We start from the raw sequence: 20,850 nt of genomic DNA, 5'->3' as shown, positions 1-20,850 counted from the left end.
GTTAGTCCTCTTCTAACCAATTATAATATAGCGATGTATCTCGTTTGTTTGATTGTGGTTTTCTTGTTAGCTGTGACTGTTGACTGTGAAATGCTTTACTATGCGCTCTTGCTTCATCGACAGATTGAATGCCTTTACGTTTCCACTCTCTTAATATCCGATCAATATATTTAAAATTAAGTTTACTCATTAAAACAGCTTCTCTCAATGCTGCTTTAATTAAGGCTGGTTGCTGATTGTCATCATCAATCCAAATGTTTATTGTCTCAATTTCAATTGGGGATAACGCTCTACCGAATTCTTGTTCAAATAAAACAAAAATGTTCATTTGATCTTGGCTTAATTTTTGTTCATTTTCGTAGTTAATTTGATTGTATAGCATATCCCACAAAGGTTCGATGGAATATTGTTCATTTCTAGGTGATCCATCATCAACAGATTCTTCGATTAAAAGTAAACCTTTTTGAATTAGTTTTCTTAATAATCCTGAGCATTCTTGCTGGTCAAATGTTGTTTCCAACGCAAGTTCCTCCGGTGTAGGAAAAAACACACCAACAGATTGATAATGAAATATTTTTAAAATAATAATTAGTTCTTTTTCTTCTAAACCAATACGATGGTACTGAGTCAATAATTTTGATGGTATGCTTAGTTGATCCTGCAAAATAGTTTGTATCGTATAGTTTCTCTTCATCGTTACACCTCAGATTTATTGTGACATAATACGTATATTTAAACAAATAGATTAACTTGATTGAACTTGTCAAACACAGATTGTTTGATCGTACTTCTCTATTCGAGTAGTGTAAGAAAAACCCTTGACAGCTTTGTCAAAGGTTTCTTATATTACGGATATAGACGATTCAAGAGACGCGGGAATGGAATTGTTTCTCTTACATGTTCCACACCAGCAAGCCATGCAACCGTTCTTTCTAAACCAAGTCCAAATCCTGCATGCGGGACACTTCCATATTGGCGTAATTCTAAATACCATTGATAAGCGTCACCGGATAATCCATGCTCTTCATAGCGCTTTTTCATTACATCTAGATCATCAATTCGTTGGGAGCCTCCAATAATTTCTCCATACCCTTCTGGAGCAATTAAATCCGCACAAAGCACTACTTCAGGACGATTCGGATCAGTTTTCATATAAAAAGCTTTAATTTCAGTCGGATAATTGGTAATAAATACTGGTTTGTCAAAATTTTCAGCTATTGCTGTCTCATGTGGAGCACCAAAGTCTTCTCCCCATTCTATATCGTTGAATCCTTTTTCTTTCAACAATTCAATTGCATCGTCATAAGTGATACGTGGAAATGGTGCTTGTATTTTTTGCAACTTAGCAACATCTCGTTCAAGCGTCTTTAGCTCAAGTGAACAGTTATCAATAACTGATTGGGCTAAGAATGACACATATTGTTCTTGAACTTGTAGGCTATCTTCATGATCCATAAATGCCATCTCTGGTTCAATCATCCAAAATTCAATTAAATGTCTTCTTGTTTTTGATTTTTCTGCACGGAAAGTGGGACCAAAAGAAAATACTTTACCTAGTGCCATTGCAGCTGCTTCCATATACAATTGACCACTTTGTGACAAGTAAGCTTCTTCATCAAAGTATTGTGTATGAAACAATTCTGTTGTTCCTTCTGCTGCTGATCCAGTCAAAATCGGTGGATCTACTTTTATGTATCCATTTTCATTAAAAAACATATATGTCGCTCGAATGATTTCATTTCGAATTTTCATGATCGCATGTTGTTTTTTTGAGCGTAACCATAAATGACGGTGATCCATTAAAAATTCTGTTCCGTGTTCTTTTGGTGTGATCGGGTAATCTACCGCCTCATGGATAATTTCTAATGAGGAAACTTGTAATTCATAACCAAACGGAGAACGACTATCCTCAACAACTGTTCCGGTTACATATAAAGAGGTTTCTTGCGTCATATTCTTTGCCAATTGAAATGTATCTTCACTTACTTCAGCTTTTACAACAACACCTTGTATAAACCCTGTACCGTCTCTTAACTGTAAAAAGGCTATTTTTCCACTTGAACGTTTGTTAGCTAACCAACTGCCTATTGTAACTTCTTTCCCTACATAATGTTTTACTTGATCGATTGTTGTTTTCAATTTAAATTCCTCCAAAAACTATAAATATCATTGATGATTCTTTACAAAACGTTGAAGTCTTTTCATTGCTTCTTCTAAATTTTCTAAACTAGTTGCATAAGAAAGTCTTACATTTTCTGGAGCACCAAAACCACTGCCCGGAACTAATGCTACTTTTTCTTCTTCCAAAATTGCTTCTACCCACGCATCAACTGAAACAAAACCATTCATTTCAACTGCTTTTTTTACATTAGGAAATAAATAAAATGCACCTTCAGGTTTAACACAAGTGACACCTGGTATTTTTATTAACCATTGATATGTTTTTTCTAATCTTTCTGAAAAAGCTTGTTTCATTTCTTCTAGTTTGTCATCTGTTTTACTATATGCATGCATTGCAGCAACTTGTGCAATGGATGTTGGGTTAGAAGTAGAATGAGACGCTAAGTTTGTCATTGCTTGAATAATTTTATTATCACCTAACGCATATCCAATTCTCCACCCTGTCATCGCATGTGACTTTGACACACCATTAATAATAATCGTATGTTGTTTTAATTCTGGTGAAATTTCTGCAATAGATACATGCTGATCATCTGTATAAATTAACTTCTCGTATATCTCATCAGAAATGATAAGTAAATTATGTTTTAAGCATACTTCTCCTAAGGCTTGTAATTCTTGTTTTGAATACATAATACCAGTTGGATTACTAGGTGAATTAATAATAACAGCTTTCGTTTTTGAAGTAATCTTATTTTCCAGTTGCTCTGGTGTTAATTTAAAATGATTCGCTTCACTTGCTGTGACAAAAACCGGTTGACCTTTAGCGAGTTTTATTTGCTCTGGATAACTTACCCAGTATGGTGTAGGAATTACAACTTCATCACCTGGATTTAATAGCACTTGAAACAATGTGTATAGCGCATGTTTTGCCCCAGTTGTAACGATTACTTCTTCTCTTTCATAATCTAAGCCTTGATCTTTTTTCATTTTATTAATAATAGCATCTTTTAATTCAACAATACCGCCAGAAGGTGTATATTTGGTAAATCCTTCTCGCATTGCGTCCGCTGCTGCATCTAATATGTATGACGGAGTATTAAAATCAGGTTCCCCTGCTCCTAGTCCAATTACATCATGCCCCGAATTTCTTAATGCTTTTGCTTTTGCTGTAATTGCTAATGTTGATGATGGCGTCAATGTTTGTACCCGGGTTGCTAACTCCATATAATCACCTTTCTATTGTTTATAATTATTAGAAAAAGAAACACCACTTTCAAACTCACCATTATCTAAACGATAATAGCGATAGCTTAAACGATCATCATGATCAAAATAAGATAATTCCAACAAAGGAATATTATCCCTAATGCCATAGTTTGATTGTAATAGTCTACAATTCCCACATTCCGATTGCCACTTGCTTTCAATTTGTTCCTTATCAACAAAGTCTTTTAATGAAAAAGAAACAATTTTTTTTTCTGCATTAGATTGATGAACATAAGCAAGCATTTGTTCATCCGTTTTGGTCCTTCCACTTACTACATGATAATATTTTTGTCCATGGAAACGTGAAACTTTATCTACCTCGACTATCTTTGTTTCACTTAAAACACGCTCTTCTGACTTCACAAAACCTTCCCGCTTATTGCCCTGAATATCTTGATACACATTAGCCGCATATACAACTACTGCTACCAAGCATACGAAAACAATTGCAAGCGCCCACTTAAACCAACTAGGTACGATAGATAGTAAAGATTGCCGTTTCATCGTCATCCTCATCTAGTGCTAAACCAAACATTAAATCATCCTCTTTCAATGTGCGATTTAAACTATCTACAATTTTATATAAATCATTCGTATAAGCCAGTCGAACGGTAGAAAGTGTTTCTATTTTATTTTCCATTTTACTCATACCCCTACAAATTGTTTTTTTACTTTAGATTGCATTAATTACTAATTATAATTTTGTTGCATTAATATATACTACTATTGAGTTGAAAAACAAATATGTTTCCATTATAACAGTTTTTATGATTAATTTTGATGGACATTTGAATTTTTTTCAACAAAATTTAATCCTTACCCATTTTTCGCTGTGTACGAACGTGTACACAGCTTTTTATTATAGACATACTATTATGAAATAATCTGATAATCCTGTAAGTTCATCTGGATAATTGTTGTACCTACTCGTTTTAATTGATACACATCAATCCATGACTCATTTAGTCTCTCAATTAATGATCGGTTTAATTTCCCAGACTTTATATGAAATATAATACTGATATGTGGATCTATATCTTTTAAGAGTTGCTCACTAGGAGAATCACCTTGAGCAAAATTAGGGATTTTAATAATATCTGGTTTTCGATCTGTTTGCTCTATGATGGATTGCAATGTTGGATTCTCCGAAAAACCCATATATAAAATACTATTCTTTCCGTACATAATTGAAATTGTCATTTCACCTTGCTCAGTCGTGTCATGTACATAACAATTTAAATGCTTCGATAATGAATAATCATTACTTTTTTTCCATTCTTTCACTATCTGTTTATCAATTAAGTCTATTAAATGTTCGGTTTTTACAGCAGTGATTACAGTTTCTACATTATAATTATTTAATAAATGGTTTAAATTCCCTTGGTAGGCATCTGTTTGGTTTGTAAGAATAATACTGTTAATTTTTTTGACGTGTAATTGGTTTAACTGATTTATCAAATTGTCTAGACTATAGGTAGATCCTGTATTGATTAAGATGTTATCTCCTTCAGACGTTTGAATTAATGTTGCTTCTCCATCAGGTATATTCAAAAATGAAATAACTAACTGCTCCTTATCTGAAGCAAATGGATGATTCTCAGGAGTTAATAATATTGGGATAAATAAAATAACACAAACAAAACGAGCAGTTGCTTTTTTAATCCTATCCAACACTTAACGACACCTACTTTACATTAATACATAATGTTAGCATGCGTCAGATTGTCCTGTTCATAACCATTCTTCGGCGGTTTCCAATAATTCTTTCGTTGACGCGTAATGTACATCAATTGTTGGAATGGAATCAATGAAATATTTTCCGTATTTTGCTGTAAGCAGTCGTTCATCGCAAACAAATACAATACCTCGGTCAGTACTAGAACGAATTAATCGGCCGAACCCTTGTTTAAATCGCAGTACTGCATTTGGTAATGCTACAGACATAAATGAATTATCTCCTTTTTTTTCTGAGAATAATGCCTTTGCTTGATAAGCAGGATGTTTTGGTGGTTGAAATGGTAATCGAGCAATTACAACACATGATAGATCACTTCCGGGAATATCAATCCCTTCCCAAAATGAATTTGTGCCTAGCAGGATTGCTTGACTAAATGATTGAAAGTTTTTTTTCAATCGCGTACGACTACCACTAGAAATACCTTGTGCAATAAGGATATAATCTTTTTGATCCATCCACTCATATAATAATTGATATGATTTTCTCAACATGTCATAGGATGTAAATAATACCAGCATTCTACCTTTAGTTATTTGCGCAAGAGATAAAATTGCTTCACACATTGCGTAAATAAAGTCATCTGTTTGGTTGTATTCCATGATAGGAAAATCATTTGGAACCAATAATTGAACTTGATCTTGGTAAACATATGGGGACTCAATTTGTTTTTCCAGTAGTGTATCACTATCAAATCCTAAACGTTTTTTAAAAATATCAAAAGAGCTTTTCATTGTTATTGTTGCGCTAGTTAATACAACACTTTCTAAATGGCTAAATAGCTTAGATTGTAATATGCTTCCAACATCTATTGGTTCTTGATATAAATAGACCGCATTTCTTGCACCATTACTTTCTATCTCTATCCACTTCACTTCTGAATTCTTTACAGGCTGTATAAAATATGAAGTTAATTGATCGATGACTTTTTGCATTTGTGCAGCGTGATGCTGTAATGTTTCCATTACGTCGATTGGATAATTTTGTTGAGAAAGAAACATTTTTATTTTTACTAATATATGAATTAAATCTATAAAATAAAAACGTAATCGTTCAGTGATATTTAAGATAACTTGCCACTGTTCGCCACTCTCATCCTTAAGTATATATTGATACCTTCCAATATCGCTTACTCCAACTTGATTTACCTTCTTAGTATTAACATATTGGAATAGGCTTCTAAATAACAGATCTAATTCTTCTTTTGTAGCTTGGCAAGCATCTTCCCACTGTAGGTCAGATAGTAGATTGTTGATCCTATCATGTTTACTAGCCAAGCTATGTATAAATCCATCATTAATCGATCCGACAGTTTTTAATAGTTGTTGTATCGATAAATAGTTCAATCGAAAACCGAATTGCTTTGAGGCAATAGCTTCAAAGTGATGTGCTTCATCAACAATTAATTTACTGAAGTCTGGTAATAAATCTGTATCGCTGGCTAAATTCGTACAGACAAAAGCATGATTAGTAATGATTAGATTTGCTCGTTTAGCTTTATCCTTCGCTCTTAGTAAAAATGAACGAGTAGACCATGGTGAGTTTGAATCGAGTGTGCCTTCAGCTTCAGAAGAAACTGATTTTGCAAAGTGTGCTCCACTTGAAGGTAAACTAAGTTCATCAAAATCTCCTGTATCTGTTTCTGTAAGCCAAACTAAAATAATCGCTTTAGTTAATGTAATATCATAGTTATCTAAATCATTTGATTGCATGGACTGTTCAAATTTAACTAAACTTACATAATGTTGTTTACCTTTCATGACAGTAGTATGAAATAGAAAAGGCAACGATTGCTCCAATAATGGGATTTCTTTTTCTACTAATTGTGTTTGAAGTTGTGTTAAATGTGTACTAATGACAACTCTTTCATGATTCTTCACTGCTTGATAAATTGCTGGGATCAAATAAGCTAACGTTTTACCTGTTCCAGTCGCTGCTTCAATCATTGCATGCTGTTTTGATTGAAATGCATCATAGACAAACGTTGCCATTTCATATTGCCCCGCGCGTTTTTCATAGTGATTGATTCGTTTCTCAAAACCCGATGGAGCGTCAAATAATTGATCAATCATGTCTCCAAATGAAGGAAGTTCTTGTTGTTGATCTACCTTGGTGCGTGATTGTTTTTTTAATGCGAATCCACGAAATATTTCTATTTGTTCTTCATCAATTGTTGACATAACTGAGTGAAAGGTTAATTGTTCAAGTATGGAAGATAGATCGCTTTTTAGTTTTGGTTCTAATTTTTTTAATTGATTAATCAATTCATAGGGCTTTTGAGCTAATTTGTCTAATAAGAAATTTAGTAACTGTGCAGTAACTAGTGCATCAGATAAAGCACGATGAGGTGCGTCGTGTGCAAGGGCTAATTGTTTCCCCAAATGCTCTAATTTATAACTTGAAGCTTGAGGCAATAAAATACGGGATAATTCTACTGTATCCAAAATGGGAAGTTCTATCGTATTCATTCCCACGCGATCAAGCTCATCATTTAAAAAACCTAAATCAAAAGGAACATTATGTGCTACGAAATATCCCTCTTGAAAATAAGCTTGAATGTCTGAAGCTACCTCCTCAAATATGGGAGCATGTTGGACATCTGAATTAGTGATCCCTGTTAAATTCTCAATAAATGGTGTAATTTCTATGTTTGGATTGATTAGCGTGGTATATTGATTTACAATGCTTCCTTCCTCTAGTACAGCTATACCAATTTCAATGATTCTGTCACCATTTCTTGGTTTATGTCCAGTTGTTTCTAAATCAACAATTATATATTTGTTCAATCTTCTCATCCTTAATATCTAGCTATCCTATAAAGTGAAACTTCTATGCAATGGAGATGGTTTGCTCTTCTCCCACTAATTGTTAGTTGAACGAATCGGATTTTATATCCACACGATGTGGAGCTCTTAGTCTGTAATCCGCTTATCCCGTCCCTAAATTCATTAGATCACTCCCCAGTTTGAAGTAGTGGGGCATGATCCGTAAGTGCGGAATAAATAAAACTCCTACCAAATAAATTATTGATAAGAGTTTTACAATCACATCACTGTTGATGGAGCTTCCTGTTCTATCATTTGTACGACTTCATTATCTTCATTCATAATAGCGACTTTCGGTTTGAAATTTTTTAATTCTTCGTCAGATAGCGAAGCATACGCAACAATGATAATGATATCATTAAGCTGAACGAGTCTCGCAGCAGCACCATTTAAGCACACTACCTTACTACCCCGTTCACCAGGGATCACATATGTTTCCAACCTGGCTCCGTTATTGTTATTCACAATTTGTACTTTTTCATGTGGTAAAATACCTACTTGATCAATAATATCTTGATCAATTGTAATGCTACCTACATAATTTAGATTCGCTTCTGTTACCTTGGCACGATGTATTTTTGCATGCATCATGGTACGGTACATAATAACCCCTCCTATAATGCTATATGATCAATCTTACCATCAGCAGACATCATAAAATTATCAATTAACCTTGCTTTATCAAACTGAACAGCAACTGCAATAATAAATTGTTGATTTATTTCTTCTATTGGCTGCAAGGTTGGAAAAGTAAGGATTTCTACATAATCTATTGTACCACTTGTATTCGATTGAATGTATTTTTTTACTTCATTCACTATAATAGCAGGATTTTTTTCACCGTCAAATATTTTCTGTTGTGCTAAACATAAACTGTGATAAAGGTAAACTGCTTCACTTCTCTCTTTTCCATTTAAATAAACATTTCTACTACTCTTAGCTAACCCATCGCTTTCTCGCACAGTAGGGATCATATGTAGCGTTACTGGGAAATTCAAATTACTAATCAGCTGGTCTACTACAGCAACTTGTTGGGCATCTTTGTTACCAAAATAAACATCATCCGCTTGAGTAATATGAAATAGCTTAGTTAATACAGTGATAACACCTGAAAAGTGTCCTGGTCTTGATTTACCACAAAGTACATTGACGCGATCTGTTGCCGTCATGCTTATCCCCATTTGGTCTGGATACATCTCATCTACTGTTGGTAAAAACAAATAATCAACACCATGGTCTTCTGCTATTTGTTTATCATGCATTTCATCTCTAGGGTACTTGTCAAAATCTTCATTTGGACCAAATTGTAATGGATTAACAAAAATACTCATAATCACAATATCATTGTTGTTTCTAGCTTGATCGATTAATGCTGTATGTCCTTCATGCAAATAACCCATCGTTGGTACAAAACCAACCTTTTTTTGATTCTGTTTTAGTTGTTTAACTATTTCTTGCATTTCTTGAATGGTTCTAATCACTTTCATTAGAAATCCCCCATCCGTAATGATTGCTTCAGATCTTCTGATAGAAAGTAGCTTTGTGTTTCATTAGGAAATGATACTTGCTTCACATCTGAGATATATTGACGAATGGCCTTTGGAATTGTAGTGTTCAAATCGTTATATGTTTTAACGAATTTTGGTAGACGTTGCACGCCGTATTGTAAAATATCATGATACACAAGTACTTGCCCATCACAGATTGATCCAGCACCAATACCAATCGTCGGTATTTTTAATTGATGTGTAATATGGCTTGCCACTTCTTCTGGTATACACTCTAATACAACACTAATTGCTCCACTAGCTTCTAATGCTTTTGCATCTTTAATTAGCCTCTCAACACTTTGCTTGTCTTTTCCTTGTACACGAAATCCACCTAATACATTAACAGATTGAGGCGTTAAACCAATATGTCCGACAACTGGTATTCCAGCCTGAGTTAACTTAGAAATTAATGTTAATATTTCTGGAGTTGCCCCTTCTACTTTCAATGCTTGTGCGTTTGTTGATTGAAAAAGATTTCTTGCATTTTTCATCGATTCTTCTATTGAGATATGATAAGACATAAAAGGCATATCTACCACTACAAAAGTATTCGAAGCCCCTCTAGTTACCGCTCTTCCGTGATGAATCATATCATCCATCGTAACTTGAACTGTAGAATCATATCCGAGTACAACCATCCCTAAAGAATCACCAACTAAAATCATATCTATGTCAGCTTCTTCAGCCGCTTTAGCTGAAGGATAATCATAAGCTGTAATCATGGTGATTTTGTCATTATTTTCTTTCATTTCTTGTAAAGTTATTCTGTTTTTCATTTGTATATCCTCCCAGCTACCAATCGATTTCAGCAGAATACAAAGTAATTATTTCATTGTCATTACTCTCGATCAATAAGGCACCATTTTCGTTAATACCTTTTATTATTCCTTCACTTTGTATATTTCCACTGTGATAAGTAACGTTTTGATTCATTTTATATCCACGTTTTTCCCAGTTTCTTTTTATTTCTGAAAAACCTATCTCTTGATGTCGTTCATACGCAGTTTCAAAGGCATACAAGATAGATTGAATTAATTCTATTTTAGAAAACCAATTCCCAGTCGCCTCTCTTAAAGAGGTCGCTTTAGTCCTGATCTCAGCAGGTAATTGTTTAGTGTACTGATTCACATTAATTCCAATCCCTATAACAAGATAATGAATTTGATCTTGCTCCGCTTGCATCTCTGTTAAAATGCCAGCTACTTTTTTGTCACCAACGAAAAGGTCATTTGGCCATTTTATTTTTATAGGTATACCTGTTTTTTCAGAAAGAATATCAACTAAAACTGTGCCAGTTAGCAAAGTAAACTGTGGTGCATGTGCAGGTAAAATGGTAGGACGTAAGACCATACTCATCCATATACCATCCTCATTGTTTGAATGCCAAGCCCTGTTCATGCGCCCTCTTCCTGCTTGTTGACTATTAGCTATAACAACTGTGCCATGTTTACAACCTTGTTGAGCTAAGTGATTAGCCTTTGTCTGTGTCGAGTCAATTTCATCATAAAAATTAATTGATTTCCCTAACCATTTTGTTTGTAAACCCCACTGTAACGTGTTTTCACTCAATTTATTTGGCGTAGATATAATACGATAACCTTTATTAGGTATAGCTTCTATCAGATACCCGTCTTGTTTTAGCACCTTCATTTGCTTCCAAACGGCCGTCCTTGATATCTTTAACTGATCAGAGATAGCCTGTCCTGATACATAAGACTCATTGTTAGCTGCTAACAATGCTATTATGCGTTCTCGGGTGGATGACATGTATGAACCCACTCCTTTATTTCAATATAATTATTGGTTAACTTTTTTGTCACAATAGCAGACTCTATTTCATTTAGATACCTTTGCACCCAAGGACCTTTTACTCGATTTGGGTACAGCTTAATCAAATCATGTCCGGAGAAATCAATCATCTTTTTATTTTTAATTGGTAGTTCTTTTTCTGTTTGTTGTAGCTGATTCTCGTTTATTTGTTCACCTAAAGTGACTTCCACTAAACGTATAAAGGAATGATACAGTTCGCTCGGTAATTGATAAACAAGCCATGGTGTAAGCCCACTTTTCATGTATAATTCAACACTTTCAACTAATTGTTTTGTTGTATGAAACGTATGATTTGACTGCTTCCATTCTCTAACTATTTCTTTTATTTGGACAGCAGGATTGTTAAGTTTTATGTATGCAAATACTTCATACAAACCAACCAATGGAGAATTAATATTTGCTAAAAGCGAAGAAACATCGTCTATTTTATTAAAAACCGGAAGACGTCTCCACAAATTTAGTTCCGAACATAAACGAATTGCAACCCTACAATAATCACCTCTAAATAATTTTTCTAATTCATTTGCTAGTCGCTCTACCGCAAGCGAATCAATCCATTCAATAGATGATAGCACGGCGGATAAAGTCTCTTCTTCAATAAAAAAACCCAATTGACTAACAAAACGAAACGCTCGAATGATCCGTAATGGATCTTCCATAAAGCGATCATTTGGATTACCGACTGTTCGTATCATCTTGTTACGAATATCATTCTGTCCATTAAAAGGGTCGTACACACTTCCCAATCGATCCATTGCTAATGCATTCATTGTAAAATCTCTTCTACTCAAGTCAAGATCTAAATCTGCTATGAATGTTACCCGATCTGGATGACGTTTATCTGAATACGTACCTTCTAATCGAAAAGTAGTAACTTCAAAAGATTCATGGTTATGTCTAACAATGACTGTACCATGTTCTATCCCAACCGGAATTACTTTAGGAAAGATTTCCTGTATAGCCGTTGGTGGCGCTGATGTAGCTATATCAACATCAGTGATTGGTATAGCTAATAGTTGATTTCGAACAGCCCCCCCAACAAAAAAAGCTTGATAGCCAAATGATTCAATTCTTTCTAATATCGGGAGTGCTTCTTTAAATTTAGAATCCCACATTCATTTCCACCTACAATAGCTCTTGATAAATGGTTTCATACTGTTTGACAATTTCTTCTGCACTAAAATGTTGCTGTACATACGTTACAGCATATTTAGAAAAGCTGTTCCATTTTTCATCGTTAGTTAATAGAGATATTGCTTTATTTGCAAGCGTTTCTATTTCACCAATCTCTATAATATAACCGTTCTTTCCATCTTCAATCACTTCCGGTATCCCACCAACATTTGTACCAATACAAGGCACACCACAAGCCATTGCCTCAATCATCACAAGTCCAAAACTTTCTTTTTCAGATAATAACAATTTCAAATCTGAAATGGACAATAAATCTGCAATATTGTTTTGTTTACCCAGGAACAATATCGAATCTTCTAATCCTAGTTTTTTAACGAGTTGGTACATTTCCGAATACTCAGGACCATCACCAATTAACAAGAGCTTACTAGGAACTTGGCTATTGATGATCTGAAAGGCATAAATAACATCTTGAATACGTTTCACCTTTCTAAAGTTAGAAATGTGAATAATCACTTTTTCATTCGGGTGAATACCATAGTGCTCTCGTAAATCACGGTTTGATCGTCGATAGTATTCTTCTGTATCAACAAAATTATAGACAACATGCATTTCTTTTTCAACTGCTAACATTTCATTTGTTTGGTTAACAAGACTATTCGATACTGCTGTTACTGCATCCGATTTTTCTATCCCGTATTTTATCATTTTTTTCAAGCTATTATCGATACCTAATACTGTTATATCTGTACCATGTAATGTAGTAACAATCTTCACTTCTCTACTGGCCATTTCTTTCGCTAATATAGCACAAATCGCATGTGGGATTGCATAATGTACATGTAAGATATCTAATTCTTCTGTATCAATTACTTCAGCCATTTTATTAGCTAGCGCTAAATCATACGGTGGGTATTGAAAAACAGGATAATGATTTACTTCCACTTCATGAAAATTGATGTTTGGATAGATGCTGTTTAAGCGAAAAGGCATACTTGATGTAATGAAATATATTTGATGTCCTTGCTTAGCTAAGAATTTACCCAATTCAGTAGCAACAATACCTGATCCTCCAACAGAGGGGTAGCAAGTAATACCAATTTTTTTCATTTCAAGTACATCCTTCATTATTATCACGGTTGATTAACGTTCTCCATTCAAAAAATCCTGCATCCAGCCCTCTAATTAAAATTTCGGCACCTGCTAGATTCGTTACTAATGGAATTTTATACACATCACATAAACGCATTAAAGCACTTATATCTGGTTCATGTGGTTGAGCGGTTAATGGATCTCTAAAAAAGATAACTAAATCCATTTTATTCTCAGCAATTTTCGCACCAATTTGCTGATCTCCACCTAATGGACCAGATTGAAATCGAAAAATATCTAAACCTGTTGCGCCACTTATCTTTTCACCTGTTGTTCCTGTAGCAAACAGTTGGTGTTTGTTCAAAATATGTTTATATGATAACGCAAATTCGATAATAGCTTCTTTCTTCTTATCATGAGCAATAAGTGCGATATTCAAAACAATTCGCCTCCTCCACTACTAATTTTTGGATAAAATATATTATTCTAACAGATTTTCAAGTCCATATACTAAAACATCTAACTTCATTACATGATCAATGGAGAACTTAATTCCTGACATAAATGATTCTCTATGAAATGAATCATGCTTTATTGTGAGGTTTTCTCCTGGCCCACCAAAAATCACTTCCTGGTGTGCTACTAAACCAGGCAAACGAACACTATGTATACGCATGCCATCAATATCTGCGCCTCTTGCCCCTTCAATCGTTTCTTTTTCATTTGGATGTCCTTGTACTTTACTAATTCTTTCTTGCTGAATTAATTCTGCTGTTTTAACAGCTGTACCTGAAGGAGCATCAAGCTTTTGATCATGGTGTTTTTCAATAATCTCGACATCGGGGAAATACTTTGCTGCCCATTTCGAAAATTCCATCATCAATACTGCGCCAATTGCAAAGTTCGGTGCAATCACTGCACCAATCTGTTTTTCTTCAGCGAGATCTGTCAATTCATTCAATTGTTTTTTTGTAAAACCTGTTGTACCAACAACTGGCCGAATACCATATTCAATTGCTGCCTTTGTATGGTGATAGCCAACTTCTGGTGTCGTTAAATCAATTAAGACGTCTGCTTCAACTGCTTGAAAGCATGTATCAATATCTGTATATATTGTAGCATCAAAGTCAGGTAGTCCAGGAATCTGATTTACCTTTAGCCCATCATTCTCCATATCTAAACAAGCAACCAATGTAAGATCATCATGCTTGTCAATCATTCTTAGTGCTTCGCTACCCATCTTCCCTCTTGGTCCAGCCACAATCACTTTAATATTAGTCATTCTTTCCACACTCCTGTTCTTTTTTTGTCCATCTGTCTTTATCTCTCGTTTCAATTTTTGTCATTGACTGATTAAATGCTTCAGCTAAATCAATGTCTAATGAATTTGCGAAAGATAGCATGACAAAGAACAAATCTCCAAGCTCTGCTTCAATTGTATTCTCTTCTTCATTTGATTTCTTTGGTTTCTCACCGTATGTATGGTTAATTTCTCTAGCTAATTCCCCAATCTCTTCAGTAAACCGAGCAAGCATACTAAGCGGGTTAAAGTATCCTTCTTTAAATTGAGAAATATAATTATCTACTCTTTGTTGCATTGCTTGTACATCATTGTGCGTATTCTTATCATTGTCGTGCATGTATTTACTCCTTTTATCAAACAGTAATGGATAATTAACGTACTTTTATGTTAGCGAAAACTACTGCATTTGACAAATTTTTAAGCTATTTATTTTTAAGAACTATTTTTAACCTCCGATTGCATTGTTTCTAAACAATAGATTGACTATAATAGTATCGACGTTTGTTTATTGGAGGGTGGTAGTATCAATGAATGTATTTGGACTTAAAATCAAAAATATTTTTTTTATTTTATTAGGAGCAGCTATTTTTTCTTTCGGTATTGTTCATTTTAATATGCAACACAATTTAGGGGAAGGTGGTTTTACTGGAATCACACTTCTGTTTTATTTCCTATGGGAATGGGATCCAGCAATATTAAATATTATATTGAACATCCCTACCTTTCTTTTGGGGTGGAAACTTTTGGGGAGAAATACATTTCTTTATACCATTATAGGAACAGTCTCTGTTTCGATATTTTTATATTTATTTCAGATAAATCCGTATCAACTACATTTAGAATCAGACATGACATTAGTAGCTTTATATGCAGGGGTTACTATTGGCGTTGGATTAGGAATAATTTTTCGATACGGTGGCACAACTGGCGGTGTTGATATTATTGCACGTATTGTTTTCAAATATGCTGGTTGGAGTATGGGAAAAACAATGTTTTTATTTGATGCGGTTGTTATTGCTACTTCCATACTAACGTATCTTGAATTAGTTGAAGGGATGTACACATTAGTTGCAGTATATTTAGCAGCTCGTGTGATTGATTTTATGCAAGAGGGCGCATATTCCGCAAAAGGGACAACAATCATATCAAACGCAAGTCACGAGATATCTGAGAAAATTTTAAAAGAAATGGATCGTGGTGTTACCGTATTACAGGGAAAAGGACGTTTTTCTGGAGAGAATAAGGAAGTGCTATTTTGTGTGGTAGGGCGAAATGAAATTGTTCGCTTGAAAGCGATTATTCATCAAATTGATCCGCATGCATTTGTAGCTGTAACAGCAGTGCATGACGTACTTGGCGAAGGCTTTACATTAGATGAAAATAAAAAACCTTATTCTGATTAAAGAACAAAAACCCAAGGCACCAGTTGAACGAGAACCAGAGGAAATGAAGGAAACAAAAGGCCAAAAAGAGTAAAGGTTGTATCATATATAAAGAAAGAAAATCGTACTAATCGTTAGTCGTTAGATCTAAATGCAGTAAATTTTAGTTCTCACTTAAAGAAGCATCATTTAAGCTAGCTAAAGCAATTAGAAACGGAGCTCATTTAGAGTGAGCTCCGTAGTAAGGTAATTAATCATCGCTTAGAACAAACATCAAAATAAATCGAATTAATTCAGCTACAGCTACCATTGCTGCTGCCACATAAGTTAGTGCTGCTGCATTTAGAACTTTCTTCGTATCACGTTCTTCATTGTTTTTAATCACACCAGATGATACTAATTGCGCCATAGCTCGGTTAGAAGCATCGAATTCTACAGGTAAGGTAACTAATTGGAATAACACTGCAAATCCCATAAATGCGATACCTCCCAAAATTAAACCACTTTGATCAAGAATAAATCCAGCTATGATCAAGAAAATTGACATTTTATCTCCTAAGCTTGCAACTGGAAACAAAGCGTGTCGAAAACGCAAAAATGAATAGGCCTGTTCATCTTGAATAGCATGTCCAACTTCGTGTGCTGCAATTGCTGATGCTGCCATTGAATGACCATAGTAATTATCACGAGAAAGTCGAACCACTTTCTTACGAGGATCATAATGGTCAGACAATGTCCCTCTAGTTTCTTCAATTGTTACGTGATATAACCCATTATCATCTAAAATTTGTCTAGCAACTTGTGCACCAGTCATCAATGATGATGTTGCTTTTTTTGCAAACTTTTTATACGTGCTTTTCACTTTAGATTGCGCCCATAATGGAATAATCATTAATAACGCAATATAAATTAGGTAAGAACCTAACCCCATCTCCATACCTCCATAAATAACTTACTTTCTTTACTTAAGGTCAATTTTAGTCAAAAACAACGCTTTCGTCAACTAATATGGTTGTTTTTGCTTACGTTTTTTTTCCCCTTTATATTTTTTCCAAGCAACGTATGACAATGTAACAATTATTATTCCACCTACCATCAAAATTATCCAATAAAAGGAGAGGGGGTCGCTTTGCACAGTTGGAGAATCAATACCAATTAATTGTGAATACTTAAATACACTTTCCGTATCTTCTTTTATATTTAATGTTTCTTTACCTAAGTTTGAAAATAAACGATCTAGCTCCAAAAAATCATTAGTATCTAAACTAATCTGAAGAGCTGGTCTTATCATCTCCCAATGTGTAAGTAAATGATTTATCTTTTGTTGTGAAAAATCACCTGATTCTAAAACAGCTTCAAGGCTTTTGTCTAAAGCTTGTTTACTTTTTAACCATAGTGGTTGTTCAGACTGCTTTATTGCGTCTACAGCAATAACTAATGATCTTGCATGATTTAATTTATATTGATGTGTAATATCATCACGACTTACAATTTCCAAATTATGGCGAATCAATTCGTTTAATGCTGTCTGTTTCTCTGAATCCATTGATTGCATAAGCTCTTGTATCTCACTAGCATGGTTTTGCAACCGACGCTTTGCATGATCATATCTTTTTTCAGATACATATCGTTCATAGGAATAAGAAACTGAAGAACTCTCCACTGCATTTAATACATTAAAATGAACAAATCCAAATCCAATCACAATAATTATGGTAATAATAATTAAATGATACAGTTTACTAATTACGTTCCTATCCATAGAGCTCCCCTTCTCTCATCAGTTCTCTAATAAATGTATGAGAAAGAGGACAAGCTTATAACTAGTAATTTAAAGAAGTGTTTTTTCTTACACTTAAAAAATAGGTCAGACCTATTGCAGTGATGCTTAACCAAAAAGTGAAATAACCAATCTGATCCATATACATGTTTAATGATCCATAATGCGGCATCATCTCAAACACATAATCAATTACATCATTATGTAACGTCCAAATAGAAGCTATAACTAAGTGTCTCATTTTAATTCGATAAAAAGGAGCGTACAATAAGCCTTGAATCGCCATCGCTCCATGTGAAGCAATCAACATATACCCCTGCCAAGAAAGCGTTCCATCAATTAACCATAGTAAAACGTTCATCACTACTGCCCATGTCCCATATTTAAACAACGTTACCATTGCGAGTGACTCAATATATGGGACATGACGACCAAAAATATAGAAAGCTAAAAAAACAGTAAAAAACAAGCTAGCGGTAGGACTATCGGGAACAAAAAGTAAAAACTTGGTCGGTGTAACAGATAATTGACTTTCGTACCATATATAACCATATATCGTTCCAGCCAAATTCACAATAAATAATAAAATTAAAAAAGTTCTATCTTGCAGTAGTTGTTTAATGTTTACAATCATTTCATTCTCTCCACTCACAATAAGGATCCCCTATATTGACATCGCAGGGATCCTCTATCGCCTGTATTTAATCCTCTGTAGGATATGTTAGTTTCTCTAATTGGTGAGCATATTGCTTAAATAAATCCTCATCCTTCATGTCTAAAGCCTGATTGATTTTTTTACGCAAATACTTTTTTTGTGCTTCATACAAAGTGTATTCCAAGACATCTTTTGCTAATTTTTTTTCTTGCTTTGTAATAAAAAAATCATCTGGTAAATATGGATTATCTTCTAAAACGGCGACATAATTTACGTTTTGGTGTGCATTTTCAAAACATAATTGAATATAGATTGGGTCACTTCGATTTAATCGTATATCATGAAAAGACTTTTCTGCGTCGGTTGTGACGATATGATTTTTATAAAAGCGAAAAGGAACATCATTAGAGCAATGTGTAGATATGACAATGCCTCGTGGGCAATATCTAGCCTCACGAATGAAATGAACTTGAGCAAGTAGTGCTTCATGATTCGTTAAATAATTTAAAATCCAAACACTTTCTCTCTTTTTTAATTGATAATGTTGCAAAAACCATTTAATAAATGTTTTTTTATCTTGCACCGAAACAGACGTATTCAAATTGTTCCCTCCTAAACGAACGACAGGAAAGCAATACACAAGAGGTAGCATGTAAACCCACGATAAATGTATTCCACTAAATAATTTTATCGTCGACAGTTTCTTTTAATCGTCCAACATATTCTTCTAATTCAATATCACTAGGGTCTATCATTAGATATCTATCTAATACATCAATTGCTTCACGTTGCCTCCCTTCTTCTACAAGGAAATAACCATACGCTTTCAAAAAGTCTTGATCGTCTTTAAATGTAGTATATGCTTCTTGATAAGATGCTAATGCTTGTTCATATGATTCTTCTTCTTCATACGCTTTAGCTAGTTCCCAACGGTAATAACCATCTTCCTCACCTAGTTCTATAATATGTGTTAGCAAATCAATTATTGACTCAAATTTTTGATCTTGTTTGTAATTTTCAACTAAGAATAGAACTGCTTCTTTATAACCCGGATCGATACTAACTGCTTCTTTGGCTAATTGATAGCCTTCTTCTGTATGACCAACTTTTCTAGCTAATGAACCAGCTAACAAAAACAATTCTTTATTTAGTTCGTCGACTACTAAACCGTTTTTAGCTGTTTCATAAGCTTGCTTTAATCTTCCTTCTTCATTATATGTTTCAGCTAAATAGAAGTAAACGGATTGATAATCGGGATCAATGTCGATTACTCGTTCCCATGATTGAATTGCAATATCAGAGCGGTCAGCTTTTTTAGCTATAAATCCATAGCGGAACAATACTTCCACATTGTCTGTTTCAACTTTTTCATAGTATGCTAATGCTTGTTCAAATTCACCAACTGCCGCTAAGCATTCACCTAACCGAACAGGAATTTCAACATCTGCATACACTTCTTGTTGTAGGTAGACTTTTTCATAATACGGTATAGCTTTTTGATATTCACCGTTTGATAAAGACAATTCACCTAAAGCAAAATCAATTAATACTTCAGATGGATCTAATTGCTTGGCTTCTAATAATTTCTGTTCTGCTACTTCAAATAATCCCTGTGTTTGATATAAGTCAGCAAGTTGAACAAGTACCGCTAAATAATCTTCATCCGTGGAATTAAAACGATTTAATAATTCAATCGCTTCTTGATCTTCTTCTAAATCAATATGGATATCAGCAAGCATTAATTTTAATTCTGATTCTTCTGGATATTGCTGTACCAATCCTAACAGTATCATTTTTGCTTCTTCTAACATTCCCCATTGTTGATATAATGCTGCAATTGTATACTTTTCTTCTTCGTTAGCAAGTGGTAAGTAATTCTCTAATACGGCAATTGCTTCTTCTGTTTTCTTTTGTTCCATCAATGTAACAGCAACAGATATTTCTTCCATCTACTCAAACATCCTTTCCAGATACATTCCACTAATTAATATAATATTTCTATCATATCTAACTTTTTTTCATACTTCAATTTTAATAAATGATTTAATGAAAAAACGGTTGTACAATAAATGACGTTTGTGAGTAAAAAAACTCACAAACGTCATTTTTAAATTCATGTTCTAAGTGATGATATAGTTTTTATTTGAATATCTATCAAAGACGAGGAATAATGT

The 20,850-nt window shown here is 34.1% G+C and carries 22 protein-coding genes; 1 reads left to right on the top strand and 21 read right to left on the bottom strand.

Translation table 11 applies throughout. The features are described 5' to 3' along the window. Position 1 precedes the first annotated feature (1 nt). The 16 genes from ACH6CY_RS00110 to ACH6CY_RS00035 form a co-directional block, all read right to left on the bottom strand. Entirely contained in the window at positions 2-694 is a 693-nt protein-coding gene (locus ACH6CY_RS00110) for a DnaD domain-containing protein (RefSeq protein ID WP_374065160.1), read from the bottom strand. A 152-nt stretch (positions 695-846) separates the two neighbouring features. Then, positions 847-2,139 (bottom strand): asparagine--tRNA ligase, encoded by a 1,293-nt coding sequence (asnS, locus tag ACH6CY_RS00105; RefSeq protein ID WP_374065158.1) that lies wholly within the window; start codon positions 2,137-2,139, stop codon positions 847-849. A 27-nt stretch (positions 2,140-2,166) separates the two neighbouring features. After that, positions 2,167-3,348 carry a pyridoxal phosphate-dependent aminotransferase gene (locus ACH6CY_RS00100; RefSeq protein ID WP_374065157.1) on the bottom strand — a complete coding sequence of 394 codons (1,182 nt, stop codon included), beginning with the start codon at positions 3,346-3,348 and terminating at the stop codon, positions 2,167-2,169. 12 nt (positions 3,349-3,360) lie between these two features. Next, a complete protein-coding gene (locus ACH6CY_RS00095; protein ID WP_374065156.1) occupies positions 3,361-3,894 on the bottom strand; it encodes a cell wall elongation regulator TseB-like domain-containing protein in 534 nt (177 codons plus the stop codon). Next, positions 3,860-4,030 carry a YpmA family protein gene (locus tag ACH6CY_RS00090; protein WP_374065155.1) on the bottom strand — a complete coding sequence of 57 codons (171 nt, stop codon included), beginning with the start codon at positions 4,028-4,030 and terminating at the stop codon, positions 3,860-3,862. Before ACH6CY_RS00090 ends, ACH6CY_RS00095 begins: the two co-directional genes overlap by 35 nt. Before the next feature lie 233 nt (positions 4,031-4,263). Further along, positions 4,264-5,061: a ComEC/Rec2 family competence protein gene (locus tag ACH6CY_RS00085; RefSeq protein ID WP_374065154.1), complete on the bottom strand. Its 798-nt coding sequence runs from the start codon at positions 5,059-5,061 to the stop codon at positions 4,264-4,266. 60 nt (positions 5,062-5,121) lie between these two features. Continuing rightward, positions 5,122-7,920, bottom strand: coding sequence for an ATP-dependent DNA helicase DinG (dinG, locus tag ACH6CY_RS00080; protein WP_374065153.1), 2,799 nt, complete (start codon positions 7,918-7,920; stop codon positions 5,122-5,124). Positions 7,921-8,169: 249 nt separating this feature from the next. Continuing rightward, positions 8,170-8,553 (bottom strand): aspartate 1-decarboxylase, encoded by a 384-nt coding sequence (panD, locus tag ACH6CY_RS00075; RefSeq protein ID WP_374065152.1) that lies wholly within the window; start codon positions 8,551-8,553, stop codon positions 8,170-8,172. An 11-nt stretch (positions 8,554-8,564) separates the two neighbouring features. Next, the gene (gene panC, locus ACH6CY_RS00070) at positions 8,565-9,437 is read right to left on the bottom strand and encodes a pantoate--beta-alanine ligase (RefSeq protein WP_374065151.1); all 873 of its coding nucleotides are present in this window, start codon (positions 9,435-9,437) and stop codon (positions 8,565-8,567) included. Next, on the bottom strand, positions 9,437-10,276 hold the full coding sequence (gene panB / locus ACH6CY_RS00065; RefSeq protein WP_374065150.1) for a 3-methyl-2-oxobutanoate hydroxymethyltransferase: 840 nt from the start codon (positions 10,274-10,276) through the stop codon (positions 9,437-9,439). Before panB ends, panC begins: the two co-directional genes overlap by 1 nt. A 16-nt stretch (positions 10,277-10,292) precedes the next feature. Beyond that, complete coding sequence (locus tag ACH6CY_RS00060; protein WP_374065149.1) at positions 10,293-11,267, bottom strand: biotin--[acetyl-CoA-carboxylase] ligase; 975 nt, start codon at positions 11,265-11,267, stop codon at positions 10,293-10,295. Beyond that, positions 11,243-12,445: a CCA tRNA nucleotidyltransferase gene (locus tag ACH6CY_RS00055; protein ID WP_374065148.1), complete on the bottom strand. Its 1,203-nt coding sequence runs from the start codon at positions 12,443-12,445 to the stop codon at positions 11,243-11,245. The genes ACH6CY_RS00060 and ACH6CY_RS00055 overlap by 25 nt, the downstream gene beginning before the upstream one ends. A gap of 10 nt (positions 12,446-12,455) precedes the next feature. Next, on the bottom strand, positions 12,456-13,574 hold the full coding sequence (gene bshA, locus ACH6CY_RS00050) for an N-acetyl-alpha-D-glucosaminyl L-malate synthase BshA (protein WP_374065147.1): 1,119 nt from the start codon (positions 13,572-13,574) through the stop codon (positions 12,456-12,458). Between the two features lies 1 nt (position 13,575). After that, complete coding sequence (mgsA, locus tag ACH6CY_RS00045) at positions 13,576-13,995, bottom strand: methylglyoxal synthase (protein WP_374065146.1); 420 nt, start codon at positions 13,993-13,995, stop codon at positions 13,576-13,578. A 42-nt stretch (positions 13,996-14,037) separates the two neighbouring features. Next, complete coding sequence (dapB, locus tag ACH6CY_RS00040; RefSeq protein WP_374065145.1) at positions 14,038-14,838, bottom strand: 4-hydroxy-tetrahydrodipicolinate reductase; 801 nt, start codon at positions 14,836-14,838, stop codon at positions 14,038-14,040. Next, positions 14,831-15,196: a nucleotide pyrophosphohydrolase gene (locus ACH6CY_RS00035; RefSeq protein ID WP_374065144.1), complete on the bottom strand. Its 366-nt coding sequence runs from the start codon at positions 15,194-15,196 to the stop codon at positions 14,831-14,833. Before ACH6CY_RS00035 ends, dapB begins: the two co-directional genes overlap by 8 nt. A gap of 190 nt (positions 15,197-15,386) precedes the next feature. Here ACH6CY_RS00035 and ACH6CY_RS00030 point away from each other — a divergent pair, with 190 nt between their 5' ends. Continuing rightward, the gene (locus tag ACH6CY_RS00030) at positions 15,387-16,262 is read left to right on the top strand and encodes a YitT family protein (protein WP_374065143.1); all 876 of its coding nucleotides are present in this window, start codon (positions 15,387-15,389) and stop codon (positions 16,260-16,262) included. 229 nt (positions 16,263-16,491) lie between these two features. On the opposite strand, the gene ACH6CY_RS00025 is transcribed toward ACH6CY_RS00030, so the two are convergent. From ACH6CY_RS00025 to ACH6CY_RS00005, 5 genes are all read right to left on the bottom strand, one after another. Further along, entirely contained in the window at positions 16,492-17,172 is a 681-nt protein-coding gene (locus ACH6CY_RS00025; RefSeq protein ID WP_374065142.1) for a zinc metallopeptidase, read from the bottom strand. 72 nt (positions 17,173-17,244) lie between these two features. Next, positions 17,245-18,003, bottom strand: coding sequence for a sporulation protein YpjB (locus tag ACH6CY_RS00020; RefSeq protein ID WP_374065141.1), 759 nt, complete (start codon positions 18,001-18,003; stop codon positions 17,245-17,247). Between the two features lie 61 nt (positions 18,004-18,064). Beyond that, a complete protein-coding gene (gene lhaT, locus ACH6CY_RS00015; protein ID WP_374065483.1) occupies positions 18,065-18,655 on the bottom strand; it encodes a lipoprotein heptaprenylglyceryl N-acetyltransferase LhaT in 591 nt (196 codons plus the stop codon). A gap of 67 nt (positions 18,656-18,722) precedes the next feature. After that, entirely contained in the window at positions 18,723-19,277 is a 555-nt protein-coding gene (locus ACH6CY_RS00010; RefSeq protein WP_374065140.1) for a ReoY family proteolytic degradation factor, read from the bottom strand. Between the two features lie 76 nt (positions 19,278-19,353). Further along, entirely contained in the window at positions 19,354-20,625 is a 1,272-nt protein-coding gene (locus ACH6CY_RS00005) for a tetratricopeptide repeat protein (RefSeq protein WP_374065139.1), read from the bottom strand. Positions 20,626-20,850 lie beyond the last annotated feature (225 nt).

The sequence above is a fragment of the Paraliobacillus sp. JSM ZJ581 genome (genome assembly GCF_044383835.1).
Lineage (GTDB): Bacteria > Bacillota > Bacilli > Bacillales > Amphibacillaceae > Paraliobacillus.
The sequence above is the reverse complement of the archived record's forward strand: the minus strand, read 5'-3'. Positions and strand labels throughout refer to the sequence as shown.